Source organism: Halobacillus karajensis (genome assembly GCF_900108515.1).
Classification (GTDB): Bacteria; Bacillota; Bacilli; order Bacillales; family Halobacillaceae; genus Halobacillus; species Halobacillus karajensis.
This window is the reverse complement of the sequence record NZ_FNWW01000012.1, coordinates 23277-42857: the sequence shown is the minus strand read 5'-3', so window position 1 is coordinate 42857 and position 19581 is coordinate 23277. Positions and strand designations below refer to the sequence as shown.

Genomic DNA, 19581 nt, shown 5'->3' with positions numbered 1-19581 from the left:
AAACGAAAACCTGGGAGCAGACTCAGTTTTTTTTAGCTTGCTCCCAGGTTTTCTGATAATTTCGAAGTAATTGTTCACGAGTTATTTCATGTTCAATATAACGTTGAGTGGCGTGTCCAAATTCCTCCCGTACACCCGCGGGGAATTTAATAATGTTGGAGGATATAGTACGACCTTCCTTGTATTTTTTTATGATGTCATTAGCCAGGGGACCGGATTTATCTGCTTTTATGTACTCAAACGCAGGCACAAACTTTAATTCCTCTGTCATAAACCGCTGGCCTTGTTTAGAATTTACCATCCAGTTCAGGAATTTTTTTGCCTCCCGTTTTTTTGAAGGTGTTGTTTGTTTGTTAACCACCCAATAGCTCGGTGTATTGACAACAAGCGGATTCTTTTGATTATGATTATTGATTGGAATAGGGAGAAGACCAATGTCCATACCAGGAGAACGTTCATCAATCATCGGCTGGATCCAGTTTCCCTGAAGGATCATTGCTGCTTCTCCTGAGGCAAATGTGTGAATTTCCATAATATAATCGGTCGCTAGCGGTTCATCCCCTCCGTATTTGACGGTAAGATCCAATAATTGCAACAGATCACGAAATGCAGGATTGTTTTCTATGGATGATTTCCCACTGTTTAACCTTTTCATAAAAGCCGTAGGATTGTCTTGCCGGACGAGAGCGATATTCATCAAGTGATCCCCAAGCTTCCACTTTTCATAATATCCGGTCGCAAAAGGGGTGATACCGGCCCTCTGTAATTTTTCAGCAGCTGCTTTCAATTCGGATAGAGTAGAAGGGAGAGAGTTGATCCCTGCTTGATCAAATAAATCCTTATTATAAACAAACCCATAGCCTTCTAAATTCATTGGCATTCCATAGATTTTATCATTAATCTTTATAGGTTCTAACGTTTCTTGGTAAGCTTCATCTACCCATGGCTGATCAGATAAATCTTCTAATAAGTTTTTCCATTTCCGGGTATTTTCGAAACCTAGATTTGTAAATATATCAGGCCCCTTACCTGCTGCCATTTGGGCTTTTAAATCAGAAAAATCATCTATTGCCCCTCCAACGGTATGAACTTTAATTTCTATATTCGGGTGCTTTTGTTCATAAGCATCAACCATTCGTTCAAAAGGGGAGGCAATTTCAATTTTTGGATTCCGGATTTCCAAGGTAATCTTTTGCTCTTCTTTGGGTTTTTCCTCTATAGGAGAATTCGACTGACAAGCAGAAAGAAGCAAACCAATCAAACTAATAGGAAGAAGTTTTCTTTTCACTCCAGCAGTCACACGTTTAACCATAAGCCGAACAACCTCCTGATCTATTTTCACCTCTTTTTCGAAATTCGAATGGTGTATAACCGGTTACTTTTTTAAATAGTTTAGAAAAATACTTTTCATCCTGATAACCAAGCATTAAGGAAATTGAATAAATGGTTTCATCTGTTTCTCTTAGCCATGCTTTCGCCTGGTCAATTCTAAGTTTTGTTACGTACTTGGACAAAGGAAGCCCCGTTTCTAGTTTAAATTTCCGGGAGATATGCTCGCGACTAAAGAAAAATAAATTCGATAATTTTTCTAAACTTAAATCTTCCATATAATAGGTATCTACATAGGAAACGATGTCTTTCATCCGTCTCGCCGTATCGAAATCAGCCAATCGGTGGAGTGACCGATATTGATGGTGGTCCATAGCTTCTTGAAGCTCCAAGTACGAATCGAATAGATGATTTAAAGGCTGCGGATGTTTGCTAGTCACCAGCCGCAGCGGGATATCAAAGTGTTCGCATATCCATTCTTCTACATTTAGCCATTCTTCCTCAACTGTTAAAACAAGACAAAGATTTCGGTCATTTTGAAGGGTGAAAGCATTTCCTAACTTTTGCTTGGAGAGCTTTTCTGCCAGAGACTTGATATACGGGTCCGCATGATGCATGTGATAAAAAGAAAGCAGAGACACTTCATAATGATCGGCCTCTGGAAGAAAAGGCTGCAGATCATTCGGATTAAAGGGTTCTCCCATACATGCGTCTGTAACCATTTGATCTATCTTTAATTTCAAATAACCGTCATCCATGATATCTTCTGATGGGTATGTTTTTTGCTCGTCCTTCTTCCAGCTCTCAACAGCCTCTTTTAAAGTCTTATTAAAAGCCTCACCTTCAATAGGCTTTAGTAAATAATCAAAGCTATTGTATTTAATAGCTTTTCGCATGAAGTCATAATCATTATACCCAGTTATGAAAATCACTTTCCCTTGATAAGAAATATAGTTTAACCATTCTATGAGCTCCATTCCGCTCATTCCAGGCATTTTAATATCTGTAAATATAATTTCTGGTTTTTCTGCTTTGATCATGCCTTTTGCTTCTTCCCCTTCACCTGCTTCCAGGATCTCCGTGATGCCATATTTGTCCCATTCACCTAAGAAACGAACGACTTCAAGTACATTTATCTCATCGTCGACTATTAATACCTTCACACCTTTTGCCTCCTTCTAAAAAATACATTGGACAGAGTTATTCAGTGCTCTCCATTTCAATAGGGATGAAAACCTCCACGATAAATCCCCGGCCCTGATCTCTATCCACTTTTATACCAGCCTTACTTCCGTAATTCAGCACCAGTCGGTCGTGAATATTCTTCAATCCAATATGATCCTTCACGGCCACTCCTTTTCGGTGAGATTTATAAATGTATTCTCTTAAAGATTGAAGCTCATTTTCTGTCAGGCTTGCCCCATCATCTTCAACAATAAAGTGGAGAATCCCCTTTTCCATCTCTCCAGAAATTGTCAAGCAGGCATCGGTAAACCCTTCTTCATAACTGTGCTTAAAGAAATTTTCAACAAGCGGCTGTAGAATCATACTGGGAATTTCCATTTCCAGCACCTTGGAACTTATAGTAATAGAATAATTTATATTATTATAGAATCGTTCCATTTGAAGGGAGAGATAAGCTTTTATATAGTTTATTTCCTCCTTAACCAGTACCCACTCATTTGCCTGCATAGAGTAGCGCATCATTTTTGATAAGGAAGTCACTAATTTATAGACATTTGGGGCACCAGATCTTAAAGCAACTGCTCCGATCGACTGAAGGGTGTTAAACAAAAAATGAGGGTTCACTTGTGACTTAAGAGCTCTGAACTGATTTTCTTTATTTTCTATTTCCAGCTTATATTCCCGGTCGATATGACGATTAATACGGGCCATCATATCTTTTATATGTTTTTCTAAATAACCGATTTCATCTTCTCTTCTATTATCAAAAGCCATATTTGTATGTCCACCGTCAATCATTCGTACCTTTCTAGTAAGCCGTTTGATTGGGTTTGAGATTTTATAAGCAATCACACTCATCATTATCAAACCTAAGGCACCAACACCTAATCCAACTAAAATGTATGTATAAACCGTTTGCCGCACCTCATGGAATAGAACTTCGCTAGGAGTGATTTTAACTAATCTCCATTTTTCCAGGGGAGCAGATAATGTTTTGGAGAGAGGGATGTCTCCATTACTATCTTTCTCCCGCTTTAATTGTTTCATTAATTCCGGAGAAGCAGGTTGGCCGATCCGTTTTGAATCACTAGCATAAATAACTTGATTATATTCATTAAGCAGAAAGACAGACTCTTCCTTTTCCTTGGTCAAGTCATCTATGATTTGGGCAACCTTGCTCAGTTCCACGTCCATAGAAATGACGCCGAGAAATTCGTTTGTAAATACATCTGTGATTGTATGATGAAAGGTAAGGACCTTTGTTTGATCGGATTTTGGAACAATGGCTGCATTATTATAATTTTTAATTAGATGCGGCGGTTCAATGATGTTGGACACGTTCGACTCGGTCAGTTGTTTAATATAGGGCTGCTTTAGGAAATTGTTTTTTGATTTCCGAGCACTTACCATAGCGTTGTATACCGTAAAAGATTCTTTATTCTTATCCATATAAAAACGGACTTGCCGAATTTCCTTGCGCATCAGATAAAAATTTTGAATACTCTTTTCAAGATAATTGGAATTTTCCACTTCATTATTAAAGATACGAAACAATTCAGGGTCTCGATACAAAAGAAACGGAAGATCTAGCATCTCACTAAAATATTGCCTCAATTCTTCGGAGCTTTCTTCTATTTGTTCCTGGCTATTTCCAAGCTCATGCTTTTCCACGCTGTTTTTTGTATAGCCATAAATAAGGAGCACAACTAGGAAATAGGGGAAAAGTATAAAGATAAGCAGCATTAGCAAAAGCCGGCTCTGGATACTATTCATTAAAAATTCCCCTTTCTGATTCAGGGATGGAGGCCATCTAATTTTGTTCTGCAAATTCCTAAGCTATCCTATCTAAGCGCTTACCGTCAAACTTCATTAAGAGGTAAACTATAGTCGGAGGTGGAACTAGATTGACTCTATCCATCCTACTTCGCAAACGCTGTCAACATGAAGTTTGGTGCTAGATAACCTGTAAAAATAAAACTATACTCCTATAAAAATAACTCTAGCCAGCCACTTCAAGCATAGAACCTATTTAAAAAGGTCAGCCAGTTTAATCATAACTGGCTGACCTTATAATAAGTAGGGTGCGAAAACTTATTCTCTGGAATTTCGGTTATATAATTTCTCTATGAAGAAGCAATGGAAAGTGTCCACTACGTCCGGTTGAAAATTGTTCTCTCCTAAACAAGCAGAAACAAACGATAGCTTCTATATCCATCGTTTGTATGCTCGATTTCCTTATATGGATCATGTATGTAGAACGTTTTTTACGAGAACAGCTCTATAAATTAGTGATGCCTATTTTTGAACATAAGGAAAAGTCTTGTCATCCATAGCGAAAGGAAAGCAACCGCAATATCAATAAAAACTAGATAGGTTAAGGTCATACCTTTGTGCATTTTCAATAACTCCAAAAAGCTTGATAAACCGCCGAATCCATATCCAAATATGAGGGATACAATAATCGTGTAAACATAAAAGTTTTTCTCCTTATTTGTACAATACTGATATACCAGCATAAAAGTAACGGGAAACAAAACAGCTGTAACTGTAATACCCGTCGGGGTCAAGGAGCTAATAGGATGGGGATGGATTAGATAATTGTTATGAGATAAAACGCTGTCTACATTAGACCATAATATATGTGCTGTATAACCAAAAAAACTGATTTCAAATAACCTATTTTTATCTATTTTTAAATAGAGAATAATAAAAGATATGAGCACACTTGCAATATTAAACCAAAAATACCATGTCTCGAGACCGGAGTATAAACTCCAGTATTCATCTGTCAATTTGCTAAGGCGCTCTTTCGTTTCATAAATTTTAATATAAAGTTGCGATTGATCCATACTAAGCACTCCTTATAATCCTGTCTTTATATATTTGCTAGTACCGCAATTTTTATACTGTAAGGAAAGCTTGATGTTATCTCATAACAAAAAGGAACGTTGTTTTTAAAGGATGTTCCCAAACGCAAGTGTGGCCTTCAAATCTTGAGGAATGAAAAAATTCCCTATAGCAATAATATGAAGGTGCTTTTATTTGGAAGGAGCAGGTTTGATGAAGAAATTAGGGTTTATGATGTTACCTTTGTTATTTCTGCTAACCATGCTACCTGGTCCAATTAGTGCAAATGGGAACACAGAGGAACAAAGTATTAGTCAATCAGAGGTGAAATTCGAAAATGAATTCAGGAGACTTTGGTTTGATCATGTATTATGGACAAGTAATTATAATACAAGTGCAACAACAGCAGGTGCGGAGGATCACAAGCAAGTGCTATCAAGGCTTCTGAAAAATCAGGAAGATATCGGTAATACTGTGAAGTCGATATACGGAGAGGACGCAGGAAGTAAACTTGCAGATTTGCTTAAGGAGCATATTGGTATGGCTGGCAAGATTGTAGATGCCGCTAAAAATGGTAAGGAAGATATGGTTCATCAGCTAAACCAAGAATGTAACTGATGATATAGTAGCGTTCCTTAGTAGGGCCAACCCTAATTTAAAAAATGAGGAATTAAAAAAGTTGTTGGATAAGCATTTAGAATTGGTAACAGATGACTTAACAGCAAGCTTAGAAAAAGATTGGGATGCAAGAATCGTTGCGATTGATGAAGGGGTCACCCATATAATTTAATGTCGATGTAATCTCGGAGGGAATTGTAAAACAATTTCCAGAGAAATTTAAAAAATAATTTAAAGAAGCTTCAGCACGGCTGAAGCTTCTTTAAATTATTTTGCCAAAAGAGGTTATTAATGATTCAAAAAGACTCTATTATCTCACCTTCAAATTACCCTGCCCAATACTTAAGAAAAGACAACTATTCTTATTGAATAATCGCCCCCTTATCTTGAAGACTTGATTTTAGGATGCCTATCCTTTATCGAATTTATTGGTACCATTCACGAATCTGTTTTAAGTCCTCTATAAATTGACTCGACTCTTCTTGACTCAAACGAACAAGCATCTGTTCATTCAAAGTAAGGATTTGACCATCTCCTTCATCTTTATGATTATTCAAATAATCATAAATTGTATCCAATTGCTCTTTATTAAGGGTGGATTGAGTCGTAAAGTGCTTCACTTGATTTAAAACAAATTCGTCATTGATACGATCAAACTCTCCACGAACGATTTTGCCATTAATATCCATACTACCAACTCCTTTATGAAGATAGTTTATTCCAATCGGCAAAATTATATAAACCCTTAGTCAGAAAGAACACAACTCTTCGGAAACTAATATCCACCGAAACCAAGATATTCATCAAGAAATTCTGTTAAATAAGTGTCTTTACCATAGTATAATAACTGCTGGCAGGAGGATAATTTTTAATTTTACCTCCAACTTCATACACCACGATTTTATAAAAGGAACGGGCTTGAAATTCAAACGTGGGTAAAAGTACTTTCTTTGCTCTCTTTTCCTTGGTAATTCTCTGTTAGAACAAAGCGATAATAGAGGTATCCTTGTTATCGTTGATAAATCAACGTTTACTCACGCTCAAGTGCGCCTGATAGCTGTATATAAAAGTGGCTTTTAAGCAACCTCTTTTATTTCAATTAGCCCGTTTATGGAACAAGAAAAAATCCTGCCTATCAACACACAGGATTTTTAATTAAACTTTTTTATAAACGCCGCGACTTTTATTTCAAATTTACACTAAGGAAATCTCGTCAACCTCTAAATCACTTTTACCCCACTTTTTTTCACAAAAAACACCACCTCCAGTCATCCAGAACCTGGTTGACTGAAGGTGGTGAAGATACCCAATTGTTATTTGTTGTAAATGGCGTTGGAGAAGAGCCGGAATAAGTAATCCGTGTGATCACGGAATCCTGCTTCAAGTCCAATAAGCGTTACGTCCTGGTCCTGTTCTTTAATGATGACCGGCTGCCCTTGGGCATCAGCGCGGTCTTCCCAGTGTCCCGCCATGAAGAAATTCCTGCTGTCTTTATAAGTGGCATGGACATCTGTTCCTTCCACATCCGTATACCAAACAGGGTGATAAACGAAACCATAATCGGTTTCTCCATAACCAGAAGTGAGGGAAACAGAATCGTAATTCACTCGGACGATTCCATTACTATTATAACCACCTTTATGAACGGTGACATCCGTTAGCCCCAGTTGCTTCGCGGCATCGGAAGCGCCAGCTCCAACAGCAATATATTTCCCCCCATCTTCAACAAAGGAGTGGATGTTTTCTTTAAAGGCATTATACTGTGCCTCATTTCCGAGTCCGAATTCAGCGTTCGGAGGCGAATTGTTATACGAAATCAAGTTTGACGTGCCACTGTAGAAAAAGACCTCTGTATCTCCTAACCCTTGTTCTGCCAGCTCTCTTGGTGTGATTTCTTGTACTTCAAACCCTAATCGTTCCAAAGCTATAAGTGCGCCTGCGTGAGATTGACCTTTGTTCATACCGCCGTCTTTTAGAATCGTTACTTTCTGAGAAGTTAATGGTTCACCATCAACAGCCTCGATCGATTTGACGGTAATGCCAGACGCCTCCACAAGTTTTCTCAATTCAGGCGACTTGTTTGCATCCACATAGAATTGCTTACCATCCATGGTCACTCTAAACCCGTTCTTCACCAAAGTATTAACAAGATTAATAGCTTTTACAGAAGAGTTAGGAATCACATATGGACCGTTTCCGGTTAACTCCCCATCGGCTTTTACTTTCTTCACATCGCTAGTCTTTACATTAAAGGAGCTGTCCGCTTTAACCTCTACCGCTTCAAAGCCCCACAATTCCGGTAAATTCCAGGCAGAGATATCATACATAGATGGTGTGAGATCGGTAATATCTTCTCCATCCCACAGCATCGTGTTCGCAAGTCCAGCTTTCGCCTGGCTCATGTCTACGATATACGTTCCCGCCGGGTACGAGACACCGTCATATTCGAATGCTTTCTTCGACTCAGAGACATCAATATCATTGAACATCAGATGCTCAACTGCTTTTTCGGTTGCCGTTGAGTCTGTTTCATCTCCTGATAAAATATACGCTTGCGGGAAGAACCCTTCCGTATGGTATGGGTGATCAAATTGGATGCCTCGTTTGAAAACCTCGATTTGGTCTTTGATCATTTGTTCTTTGTTATCATTGGAAAATTCAAGTGCTCCCATAACCGCATCATAATGCCATTGGACGCCATCCCAATCATTAGTAGGTGCTTCAAGCGTATATCCATAAGCCCCGTGGTACATCGCATACATCGGTGTAAAAATCGGCGGATAATCATCCCAGCCTGCTTGATCATCACGCTGCGGAATATATGTACCTGTCATCGATTGATAGTCGACCCCCGAAACATCTGTATTTGTATTTTCATAATCTGCACGGTTTTCTACAATGCTTCCTTCCATAGCTTCAGCCTGATCAAGCGCCCACTTCGAGAATAGATCATACTCATAGTTCGGATTGTGCGGTGGTGTACACGGCTCGATTAAACCTGGATGATCCGGTCCGCCATAGCTTTTCACATAGCCATGCAAATCAAGAAAGACCATGGGGTTCCACTCTTTGATCAACTCAACTGTATGTTTGGTTTCTGCTTGAGACTGTGTAATAAAATCTCGATTCAAGTCAATACCATTGCTGTTAAAACGTGTTGCATCAATCCGACCGTCCGGATTAGCGACCACATTAAAAATAAGAATATGATTTTCAAGTAGCTCCTTCGTTTCCTGATCATTGGCTGTCGCAAAACGCTCAATCAATTGTAGCGCAGCATCTGAACCCACAAACTCTGTGCCATGAATAGACGCATTAATCATCACCGGCACTTTAAAGTCAGGGTGGTTTTCAATAAATGTCTGAGCTTTTTCAGGGTTCTTGAACATCTTCTTTCGTAACGATTTCTGGTACCCATATTTCCCTTTGACGGTTGGATCGGAAATGGTTACCGTATAAAGATCATGTCCGCCAGAAGATTTTGCCGAACTTTCCATTGTGATCCGTTTACTATGTTTAGCAATTTCCCGTAGTTTGTCTTCCACCTTCGAGTACTTCAAAAAATCATAGTTTTCACTGTTAAAAAGACTTTCATCTTCCTCCTGCGTTGTTTCATTCACGTTGACATTGTGCCATTTAGGTGACTCTGCTGCGACCGTTATAGGTGAAGAAAGCATCGTAATGGCTGCCATACCAGTCATTAATGTTTTTTTCATTATGTACCCCCTAGTCTATAAGATATAATGACTAGTTTATACCATAAGTAACAGAAATTGTATAAACCGATCTGACTGTTTAAAGGGAGTGCTTTTGTACTACGTTAATCAATTAAACGTTTAATCTATCCAATCTACCTTGCCTGATCCTCCATCCATCCATTTAACCAAAAAATAAAGTTTGCGTAGAAACGTAGCTTTCTCCGCAAACTTTTAGTGAAATTTCTTTATCCTTTACGTTACCAGAGATCCATCGCTTTTTCTCTATCAACTTCGTTTCATCAAGGGAACGAACAGGTCACCATAAAAGACTGAATCAGATAAGGCTAGCTCTTCTTTCTTAAATCCAGGGGCACAAGCACCGACTTCTACTTTTTCACCTGATTCTCTTCATAACAGCTTCCATTTACACCTCGTTGGCAAAGTTCCCATCTGGGTGATCATCATTTCGTGTCGGTCTTCACTAAACAAATCCTGTCCGAATTAAAGATTATCATCTTCCACACCTAAAAGGTTCATGATGGTCGGCCGTAAATCAATCTGGCCTCCAACCGTGTCTGTTCACTGCCTCCTCCAATCATTTAGAAAGGCAGACTAAGACTCGATTTCGAGATATAACGCACCCTTTAGTTAAAGAAGAAATGCTTTTTATTTAGCAAGTAGTTTAATTATCCGTTTGAATAACAATTTCAGCCAGTTGGTTTTTGGAAAGCCACTTTGTACTCTTTGAATATTAGCTACACAATAAGCGATAGTCATTGTCCAACTCTCGCTCCCAATAAAAGAATAACTGTAAAGCTAATGAATCTTATTTAAAAGCTGCGTTTCTCTGGCCAAGCTCCTTGCATTTTACTAAGGAATACAATTTGCCCAATATGATATGCGTCGTGCATTGCTAAACTTTTCAGTTCAAGCACTAATGAATTATCTTCTCCTGGGACCTGTCTATACAAATCCTCATGTTCTGATTTTGCTAGTATTTTTTCAAGTTCACGATGAACATCAAAGTATTCTTGTTTTGTTTCCTTCCAATTTTCTAACGTCATAGTTGGTAATCGAAATGTAGATTCATTATTTTCTGCCTGTGGTTCATTCGCTGTTTCACCAAGAAATCGCATTAGAAATCTCTTTTCATAGAAAAGTAAATGACAAACTAATTCCCAAATGGAATTCATTGTCCCATCAGCTGGTTTCCAAATGGCCTGTTCAAAAGTGATATCCTCTAGGACTATTTCAAGCGGTGGAAACCAGTCTTGTTCATCTAAGCAGCTTGCCCATTGTTCTAACAAAAGTGTCTTTACATCCATTTTCTCCCCTCCAATTTAATCCCTTTAATAGATAAAACCACACCGAGTTCTCCAAGGAATGATCGGGCATATGGCAACACCATACCGAGTAATACAAATAAAATAATTGTATTCTAAATACCCCTCTTTTCAAAATATTCAATGTGTTTTTCCATTTTCCTGCACAGATTCTCAAGATAAAGAAAAGGCAACTATTATTAACTGAATAAACGATGACACCCTCCAAGTGTTTATTTCTCTTTTTATAGAATGGGGAGGAAGGGATTACCTAAAAAACGACTAAGGGAAATGTTTTATATCAGACAGGTAATGGTTTATAATAAAAAGTGAATCATCTACGTTTGTCTTGTGATGAGAAATAGGAGGTAGGAATCATGTCAAAATTGACGAAGGTTGCAAAACTACTGAATAATCCCAAAGTGAAAAAAGCGGTTAAAGAAAAAGGTATACCGATGATTCAAAAGGAAATCGAAAAAAGAAAAAATAGATCGAAGTAAAGCGATCGCAGGTTGTTGCGGTTGTTTTTTTTGGAGAAAATTAACATAGTTAAACTCCTGCTATTATCGTAATGATCATTGTACCAACGATGAGTTTAAAGCTAGTGGGAGGGGTTGGCAAGTGGATACTTTTATGCTTCATGTTCGAAGAACACCTACATAACAGAATTTGTGATCAGAATTAGGGATTTACCTCTAAATCGAGTCTTCAAGATAACTGCCCAATACTTAAATAAAAAGCCCAATTTCTGAGTCTTACAATTGAGAAGCTGGGCTAGCGCTATAACTTACAAACCATATGGCAGTCATAAAAAAGCGTTGATTGCTATTAAAATGTAAATAGGTAATTGTCGTTCTATATCATTCTCTCTACTTCTATTATACTCCTAATTATTAATGATTTATAGACTACTCTTTTTACGACTTCTACCATATACGGTTATATACAAATCTTAAAAAAATTTAGGTGTGACCGTATGAATGACAAAAAAGATGTCTTAGATAATGGTCCTTTCTTTCATGGAACTAAAGCAGAACTAAAAATTGGGGATCTATTAGAACCGCAACATTTATCAAATTACCAAGACAAAAAATCTAACTATATTTATTTCACTGGAACATTAGATGCTGCTAAATGGGGGGCTGAATTAGCAACATCTAAATCAAAAGAAAGAATTTATATTGTAGAACCATTAGGTGATTTTGAAAATGATCCGAACTTAACAGACAAAAAATTTCCTGGAAACCCCACACGATCTTATAGGTCTGAATCGCCTTTGAACATAATAGCTGAATTAAGGACATGGGAAAGACATTCCGATGAAGAAATAAATCATATGCTTACATCAATAGAAAAGTTACGTGAACAAGGAAAAAATGTAATCTTCGATTAACTTTCTACGTCTAAAAAGTCATGACTTAAAGGAATTTTACTCATTTGGTTTTCAAGCTCCCTTTACCTATTAGACATAACTCCCGTACCTAATAACACCAGTAATTAACAACAGCACTAATGCAAAAATGCATATTGTCCCAATAGAAGCTAAAACATTGAGGATTTTATTTGCTTTTGTACTAAACAGCTTGCAAAATACGATATAAATTCCAACTCCAATAATTCCACCTAATGTATTTCCCATAAGATCAGTTATATCGCTAGCTCCTACAGCAAAGATGAATTGCAATACTTCAAATAACAAACTAAAACCAGCTATAGGTACTATCTTTTTCCAAAAAGACCAATTTGGTTTTAGCATACTGATATAAATTCCAAATGGCATAAATGCAAGTACATTTAATATTACTTCATTAATACCTATTTGATTATCAACAATAACTGAACCAGCAAAAGGGATTAAGTTAATTTCCCTAAAATCCGTGAAATAGCGGAGGTCTTGAAATGATAGTTGCATTTTAAAGGGTACAATCCATATTAATGCCAATAAATATAAGGACATCAAGCCAGTTGTTATTTTATCTTGATTATTTTTAATTTTCCCATGCAAACCCTTAGATCCTCCTTTAAAATGTTGTTTTCCGCGAAAAGTTATCAGTACCTCTTCTTTATATAACTTAACATATATTAGCTCATTTCTAAGTCAATTAGATGGATTTTAAAAGTGGGGGGGTTACCTATATTTAAGATAAGGCCCCGATACTTGAAGACTTGATTTCAGGATATTCTTAGAGTCATAGTGCCTCGTCAAAATACTGACCGCTAATTTTAAGTGCTTCTTCTTCGTACCATATGTTTTAAAAGCCTACATCGGAGTATAACCTCTTTACCCTTTTATTGCTAGATACTACAGTTAAGTTCAGTCTTTCAATTTCTTTTATATCCTTAGCTTTATAAATCGCTTCTTGCAATAAGGACCGTCCAACACCATTCCCTCATCATTCAGTCCTCACGTACACCCCTAATATAATTGCCTTATGATTAAGCTTTGATGGACTTTCTTGCAGCATTGTTATTACGCCTATAATCACACCATCAACAAATGTTCCATATGTAAAGTTTCCTTATTTTTAAGATTCTTTACAACTCCTTCAATTGGAGATTCTTTATTATATGCTTCCTCTTCATAATGCCAAGATTGTCCCTCGTTTATCACTTTTTGAAATGCGATGTCTCTTTCATTGCCTTCCTCTTCATGTATTTACCTAACAGGTTTCATAACCAATACGTTAAAGAAATTAGCTTAAGTATCTGCCTGTTTTCATTTAAAAAAAGATCAGGCGTATGTGCCTGACCTCCATAAAAACTACCCTCGTGTACTTGCCAACCCTTTCCTGACTTCTTCTTTTCCGATTTTCTTATTAGGCTTCCACATTTCCGCAATTTCTTCGAGCGATTTATTTTTCGTTTCAGGAACAATCGTCATTACAAAAGTGAAGCAGATGACATTGATGACTGCGAACATCCAGAAGGTGAATGCGCCGCCCATATTGTTAATCAGAATCGGGGTAAACTGGCCGATAGCCCAATTTGCGCCCCACAGAAACATGGTGGCGATTCCGACTGCTTTTCCGCGCAGGTGGTTCGGGAAAATTTCCGGAATCATGATCCAAGGAATGGGTCCCATAGAGACACAGAAAGCAGCGGTGAATCCGGCAACGAAGATGACAAGCAACGGACCGCTGTTGGCTGGTTCAAAATAGAATATGCTTCCAATTAAGACCATGAAAATGGCCATAAGGCTTGAACCGATTGCCATTAGTTTCTTTCTTCCCAACTTATCAATCAATAAGAGTGCGATAATCGTGAAGACTACCTGTACACTGCCGATGATACTTGTTGCCAAGAACTCGGTATTTTTTTCAAATCCCACACTTCTGAATATATCTGGTCCATAATAGGTAACGGCGTTCATTCCGATCACTTGGTTGAACAAGGCGAGGAAAATCCCAACCCCCATTGCCATGCGCAGGCCAGGCTTCAACAATTCTTTCGCAGAGCCGCTTTGTTCAGTGTCCAATGAAGCCTTTATCTGCTGCGATTCTTTTTTGGCAATTTTTTCTCCGCTGATTTGTTTGAGTGTTTGATATGCTTCTGAATCTCTGCCTTTTTTAATTAGGTATCTAGGGCTTTCAGGAATAAAGAATAACAGGACTAAAAAGATAATTCCCGGTATCGTTCCATACCCGAGCATCCAGCGCCAGCCTTCTTCTAACCCCCATGCATAGCTTCCACTGTTGGCCACGCTATAGTTGATATAGAAGGTGGCGCAAATACCGATGATGGTAAATAACTGATACAGAGATCCAAGCCTGCCCCGGATAGCTGGCGGCGCACATTCACTGATGTAGGTAACAGACAATGCGGAAGCAAAACCGATTCCGAATCCGCCGATGATTCTTGCCCAAACCAGCATCGCAACACTCGTGGCAAATGCTGAACCAAGTGCGGATATAATGAACAGGATGGCTGCGACCATCATGATGTTCTTTCGTCCATACCTATCACTTAAGAAACCAGAAGTCACAACCCCTATGACACCTCCTATCATGACGCAAGATATGACCCATCCTTCCATTGCTGGGCTTAAGTCATATAACTCCTGTAAATAACCGATGGCTCCGGAAATGACTGCCGTATCAAACCCGTATAAAAGCCCGGCCATACCTGCCGACACTGCGATCAAAATAACATACCAAGTCGAATGTTTCTCTAACATGTTTCTCCTCCTCAATAGTAAAAATAAAATTAGAAAATGCTTACTCTTTTGACCAGGTATAACTAAACGACGCCGTCAAGCCAAAAATAAAAGCCCTTTATTCCGAGCTGTAACCAAAATCTATCATGGTAACTTAATCATGATAGCGCTTTAATCTTCACTTTTTTGTAAACTTCTGGACTTTCTTGGCAAAACAGTGTCTTCCCAATAAAAAAACAACGACCTCAGGGATCGTTGTTTTTTTATGGATGATATTTTCTTCTATAATGGCGCGGACTGAGTTTGGTTCCTTTTTTGAACACCCGGCTGAAGTAATTGGGGTCCTTATAGCCGATATTTAGTGCGATTTCCTTCAACGGAATCGTGCTATCCAAAAGAAGTTCCTTCGCCTTTTTCATACGAATACTGGTTAAGTATTCGATAAAGGTCACCTGAAAATGGTCTTTAAATAACTTACTTAAATAATAAGAGCTGATCCCAATCTGATCAGCTACTTCTTCAAGGGTAAGAGCTTTGTGATAATGATTTTGTATGTATCCTTTTGCTTGTACTAGCAAGCCTTTAATCCCATTTATCCGCCATTCTCCTATCCTTTTAATGATAAATAGAAGGTGAGCTTTGGCTGCCTCCTTAATTTGCATTGAGGTCTCCAGCCGCTCAAAACTCTTTTGGGTATCCATATCTAAACCAAGCTCTTTTGTCGTCCTTGTTAACACAATAAAAAAATTCTCCATGGCCTTTTTTAGAAGCTTTGGATGATAATCAGCAGCTTTCTGAATGGATTGGAAATAGGAATCAAACCAAATCAGACCAGTCTGGCTATCGCCTCTCTTGATCGCTTCAATCAGTTCCTTTTCGACATCAAAAGGAATCATATCCTTTCGCTTTCGTCTCAAGTCTTCGGAATAGGTCTCATAGGAGGCGCCTTGATGACTATACACGACTTCAAGTGCATAGATGGCCTCTTCATATGAATCAGAAAAATGGCTTATTCCTTCTACCACTGTTCCTATCCCTGCAAGCAGACGACAGTCATCCACCTGATGCTTCACATGATGAATGACGGACCGGGCAAACTCCTCTTTACTGACATCGGTTTTTTCCGGATCAAACAGGACAAAGACGGGAACTTGAAAAGCTGTTAGTGGTCCTGTCAAACAGGAAAGATATTCTTTCTCCAAGGTACTTTTCAGGATACGATACCATGTACTTTTTTCACGCCGGCTTGGCTGAAGATGATCAGACTGGAAGGAGAATACAGCGGCAAAACCTTGCTTAGCTTCCAAATCTAATGATTCATTCCAATCCTCTACATTAAATTCATGAATGTGGTCCATCATCAGGGAAACGACCAATTCCGTTTCCACGAACGAACTAACACGTTCCAGCTGATGGCTAATTTCTATTCTTTCTCTTTTAAGCCTTCTTTCGTTTTCCATTTCTTTAGCCATACGGTCGAATGCCTCTAAGACTTCCGAGACTTTGCTTGGCTTTAACAAATACTCTTTAATACCAAATTTCATAGCTTTTCTTGCGTAATCAAAGGTATCAAAAGCCGATACCATAATACATTTTGTGTCTGGAAGAACATTCAATATGCTCTCGATTGCTTCTAGTCCATCGTGCTCGGGCATTTTAATATCCATAAAAATCAGATCCGGCTTGCTTGATATGGCTAGGTCTACCGCCTGTTTTCCGTTTTCCGCTTCTGCTGCAATTTCAATATTAGACCGGTTCCTTTCCAGTATTAGCCGCAGACCTTCTCTTTCAATCGGCTCATCGTCCACGAGCATTATTTTTACCATCCCTTGTCCTCCTCTTCAGCCGGTTTCTCTTGTCTAGGTAACCGGATTTTGATGGTTGTCCCTTTTCCAAGTGCTGAATGGATGTTGAATTCGCTTTCTTTTTCAAACAGACGAAGACGGATAATCACATTTTTCATCCCTATCCCTGTGGAATGCCCTGATCCCTTACCTGAAAAAGAAGGCTCATTTTCATCGCCCGCATTCAATAACATGTCAACAGTCTGTTGATCCATCCCCGTTCCATTGTCGGTGACTTCAATACAGACGTCTTCATCCTCTTCATACACATTCAATTCGATTCTGGCTCCTTTCGCCATTTCTTCCACCCCATGGATGAAAGCATTCTCTACAATCGGCTGGATCGTCAGGCATGGAATTTCGATCATTAGGCATGAGGGATCGATATTCTGCTCAAACTCAATCCGTCCTCCGAAGCGGGTCTTTTGGATAAAAAAGTACTCTTCTACAATACCGACTTCATCTTTTAAGGTCGTTTTTCTTTCGATATTGCCGATATTGTACCGGAGCAGGGCCGAAACAGAGGATATTAAATCACTCGTTCTCTCCGCACCTTCGATATACGAGGTTTTTGATATCGTATTCAATGTATTAAAAAGGAAATGGGGGCTGATTTGATTTTGAAGGCTTTTTAGCTCCATTTCCTTCAGCAGCCGTGCAAGTCGTGCCTTTTCTTCAATTTCATTGACCGATTCCAGTACATTTTTTCTCATTTGATTGAACGTTTCCGACAAGAACCAAAGCTCGTCCTTCCTCGAAACGATCACATCTTCGCCGGCATAGTGACCGGCCGAGATTTCCTGCGCAGCCCGCGCCAAACTGGCAATTGTTTTAGTGATTCCGTTGGAAAACCAAATCGCGAACAATACACTTAGAAGAATGATGCAAAAAAAGATGGCTGTTCCCATATTCTTTGTGTCCTGAATTTTTTCATTGGTAAGGGAAAACAGGTCCTGATAATCTGTTAGCTCGGTGTTGATCAGGTTAAGTGTTTCTTCATGTATGTAGACCGATGTTTTCTCTGCCTCGTTCACATGCATGGAATACTGCTGTACGTCTTCATTGTTTACCCCATCGACGGTTTGGTCTGCATGTTCAAGAAAACTGGTGATCATATGCATGAAATTTTCCCGGTCGATCGTCTCTTCTTTGCCAGCCGCAAACTGCTCCTGCAGCTCAAGAAGCTTCTGCTTGTCATCCTCATAAAAAGATAAATTACTTGATAATGGCTCCTCGACATAGATTTGCAGAGACTGAACCGTTTCGTTCGTCACTTGGGTAATTTCATTTAATAGGAAAAAGTGATGCATGCTTTCATTGTGGAGCTTGGTTACTTTATGATCGTTTTGTCCACGCACGAAAAACAAAACCACTATCAATACAAGCACAACTGCAAAATAAATAAGCAACTTAGTACGGATTTTAATCATTGGCGCCCCCCTCTTAAGTCTTGACGATATGGGAGGTTTTGTTTTCGTACGATAGAAGAATTAGTATGATGGATTTTCTTAACTTGCTTTTCATTAATGAGATCAGTCATTATTTTTACGCTTTGGTGTCCCATTTTCCAAGGCTGCTGTTCGACAAGGGCATCGACCTTCCCTTTTTCCAGCAATCGCAGGTTCTCTTCCAATGTATCAAATGTGATCACATACAAATCTTGGCGGTCTAACGACTCAGCAGCTTCGCTTATACCGGTGCCGTCTAAGGCACTTGTACCGTACAATGCCGTTATTTCTTTATGTTCGGTTAACATGTTATGGGCTTTTTCTTCGGCCCCGATTCGATCAATGTTGGACTCTTCAATGGCCACGATATCAATTCCTGCTTCCTGTTCGATGACATCTCTGAATCCCTCTACCCGAAGGGAATGATGAGTATTGTTGAAACGGCCTGTAACAATCCCGACGACTGCTTCTCCACCCGTATCTTCAATCAAGGCTTTCCCAGCCAACTGCCCGGCCGCGTAATTGTCTGTGCCGATATAGGCAGACCGCAGACTGTCAGGAGAATCAGTGTCGATGGTAATCACCGGGATCCCTTTCCCAACCGCCAGATCGATTAAAGGAGTAAACTCATCGTTTAGGGCCTGGACGATGATTCCATCCACTTTTTTTTTAATGGCTTTATCGAGAAGCTTCAACTGTTCTTCCGGGTTAGAACGCTCCGGACCTTCATATTCCACGAACACATCATATTCAGTTTCGTTCTGTTTTGCCCCTTTCCCAACTAAGCGCCAGTAGTCATGATCCAATTCCTCCCCAATCAAAGCAAAATGATAATCAGGAAGAGGCGTACCGGAGGACACAGCTTGTGAAATTTTCACTTTGTCCTGTTGAATTTGTAAATAATAGTAGATAGAAAGCGCTGTCATCGTTAGGAAGGAAAAAACAAGCAGCACATATATGATCGAGCTAAATTTCATAACCGCCTCCTGTTTATCTAGTAGTTTAATAAAAACAATGATAGCATAATCATTTTACTTGAATAAAAGAAAAGCTAAAGACCATCGATACGATCTTCAGCTATTGCCCTAGGTTAATTGGAGTATTGATACCTGATCAATTAATCCCCTTATTGTTTAA

Annotated in this window: 15 protein-coding genes and 1 pseudogene; 3 read left to right on the top strand and 13 right to left on the bottom strand. The window is 38.9% G+C overall.

From position 1 onward, the window contains the following. Positions 1-22: 22 nt before the first annotated feature. The 4 genes from BLW54_RS18130 to BLW54_RS18115 form a co-directional block, all read right to left on the bottom strand. Positions 23-1312, bottom strand: a complete 1290-nt coding sequence (locus tag BLW54_RS18130; RefSeq protein ID WP_035511579.1) for an ABC transporter substrate-binding protein — start codon at positions 1310-1312, stop codon at positions 23-25. Continuing rightward, positions 1305-2492 (bottom strand): response regulator transcription factor, encoded by a 1188-nt coding sequence (locus tag BLW54_RS18125; protein ID WP_035511581.1) that lies wholly within the window; start codon positions 2490-2492, stop codon positions 1305-1307. Before BLW54_RS18125 ends, BLW54_RS18130 begins: the two co-directional genes overlap by 8 nt. Positions 2493-2529: 37 nt before the next feature. Next, positions 2530-4287 carry a sensor histidine kinase gene (locus BLW54_RS18120; protein ID WP_074736119.1) on the bottom strand — a complete coding sequence of 586 codons (1758 nt, stop codon included), beginning with the start codon at positions 4285-4287 and terminating at the stop codon, positions 2530-2532. Positions 4288-4799: 512 nt separating this feature from the next. Beyond that, the gene (locus BLW54_RS18115) at positions 4800-5363 is read right to left on the bottom strand and encodes a hypothetical protein (protein ID WP_035511585.1); all 564 of its coding nucleotides are present in this window, start codon (positions 5361-5363) and stop codon (positions 4800-4802) included. Positions 5364-5574: 211 nt separating this feature from the next. Between BLW54_RS18115 and BLW54_RS21060 the strand changes: the two genes are divergently transcribed. Then, positions 5575-5979 (top strand): hypothetical protein, encoded by a 405-nt coding sequence (locus BLW54_RS21060; RefSeq protein ID WP_231622456.1) that lies wholly within the window; start codon positions 5575-5577, stop codon positions 5977-5979. A 425-nt stretch (positions 5980-6404) separates the two neighbouring features. Here the strand turns inward: BLW54_RS21060 and BLW54_RS18105 are convergent, their stop codons facing one another. The 3 genes from BLW54_RS18105 to BLW54_RS18095 form a co-directional block, all read right to left on the bottom strand. Next, on the bottom strand, positions 6405-6668 hold the full coding sequence (locus tag BLW54_RS18105; protein WP_035511587.1) for a hypothetical protein: 264 nt from the start codon (positions 6666-6668) through the stop codon (positions 6405-6407). A 624-nt stretch (positions 6669-7292) separates the two neighbouring features. Next, positions 7293-9695 carry a M14 family zinc carboxypeptidase gene (locus tag BLW54_RS18100; protein ID WP_181949682.1) on the bottom strand — a complete coding sequence of 801 codons (2403 nt, stop codon included), beginning with the start codon at positions 9693-9695 and terminating at the stop codon, positions 7293-7295. Between the two features lie 812 nt (positions 9696-10507). Then, positions 10508-11002 (bottom strand): DinB family protein, encoded by a 495-nt coding sequence (locus BLW54_RS18095; RefSeq protein WP_035511592.1) that lies wholly within the window; start codon positions 11000-11002, stop codon positions 10508-10510. Between the two features lie 374 nt (positions 11003-11376). Here BLW54_RS18095 and BLW54_RS21230 point away from each other — a divergent pair, with 374 nt between their 5' ends. Together BLW54_RS21230 and arr are read left to right on the top strand one after the other, a co-directional pair. After that, the gene (locus tag BLW54_RS21230; RefSeq protein ID WP_262365327.1) at positions 11377-11499 is read left to right on the top strand and encodes a hypothetical protein; all 123 of its coding nucleotides are present in this window, start codon (positions 11377-11379) and stop codon (positions 11497-11499) included. A gap of 476 nt (positions 11500-11975) precedes the next feature. After that, entirely contained in the window at positions 11976-12392 is a 417-nt protein-coding gene (gene arr / locus BLW54_RS18090; RefSeq protein ID WP_035511594.1) for an NAD(+)--rifampin ADP-ribosyltransferase, read from the top strand. A 69-nt stretch (positions 12393-12461) separates the two neighbouring features. On the opposite strand, the gene BLW54_RS18085 is transcribed toward arr, so the two are convergent. The 6 genes and pseudogenes from BLW54_RS18085 to BLW54_RS18065 form a co-directional block, all read right to left on the bottom strand. Continuing rightward, positions 12462-13004: a VanZ family protein gene (locus BLW54_RS18085; protein WP_231622457.1), complete on the bottom strand. Its 543-nt coding sequence runs from the start codon at positions 13002-13004 to the stop codon at positions 12462-12464. A gap of 247 nt (positions 13005-13251) precedes the next feature. Continuing rightward, positions 13252-13377 (bottom strand): annotated as a pseudogene (locus BLW54_RS21345) (GNAT family N-acetyltransferase); the annotation flags it as partial. A 383-nt stretch (positions 13378-13760) separates the two neighbouring features. Then, the gene (locus BLW54_RS18080; RefSeq protein ID WP_074736117.1) at positions 13761-15173 is read right to left on the bottom strand and encodes a sugar porter family MFS transporter; all 1413 of its coding nucleotides are present in this window, start codon (positions 15171-15173) and stop codon (positions 13761-13763) included. Positions 15174-15415: 242 nt separating this feature from the next. Further along, a complete protein-coding gene (locus tag BLW54_RS18075; protein ID WP_035511599.1) occupies positions 15416-16978 on the bottom strand; it encodes a response regulator in 1563 nt (520 codons plus the stop codon). Then, entirely contained in the window at positions 16972-18426 is a 1455-nt protein-coding gene (locus BLW54_RS18070; RefSeq protein ID WP_051743993.1) for a sensor histidine kinase, read from the bottom strand. Before BLW54_RS18070 ends, BLW54_RS18075 begins: the two co-directional genes overlap by 7 nt. After that, entirely contained in the window at positions 18423-19421 is a 999-nt protein-coding gene (locus tag BLW54_RS18065) for a sugar-binding protein (protein WP_035511601.1), read from the bottom strand. The genes BLW54_RS18070 and BLW54_RS18065 overlap by 4 nt, the downstream gene beginning before the upstream one ends. Positions 19422-19581: the final 160 nt, after the last annotated feature.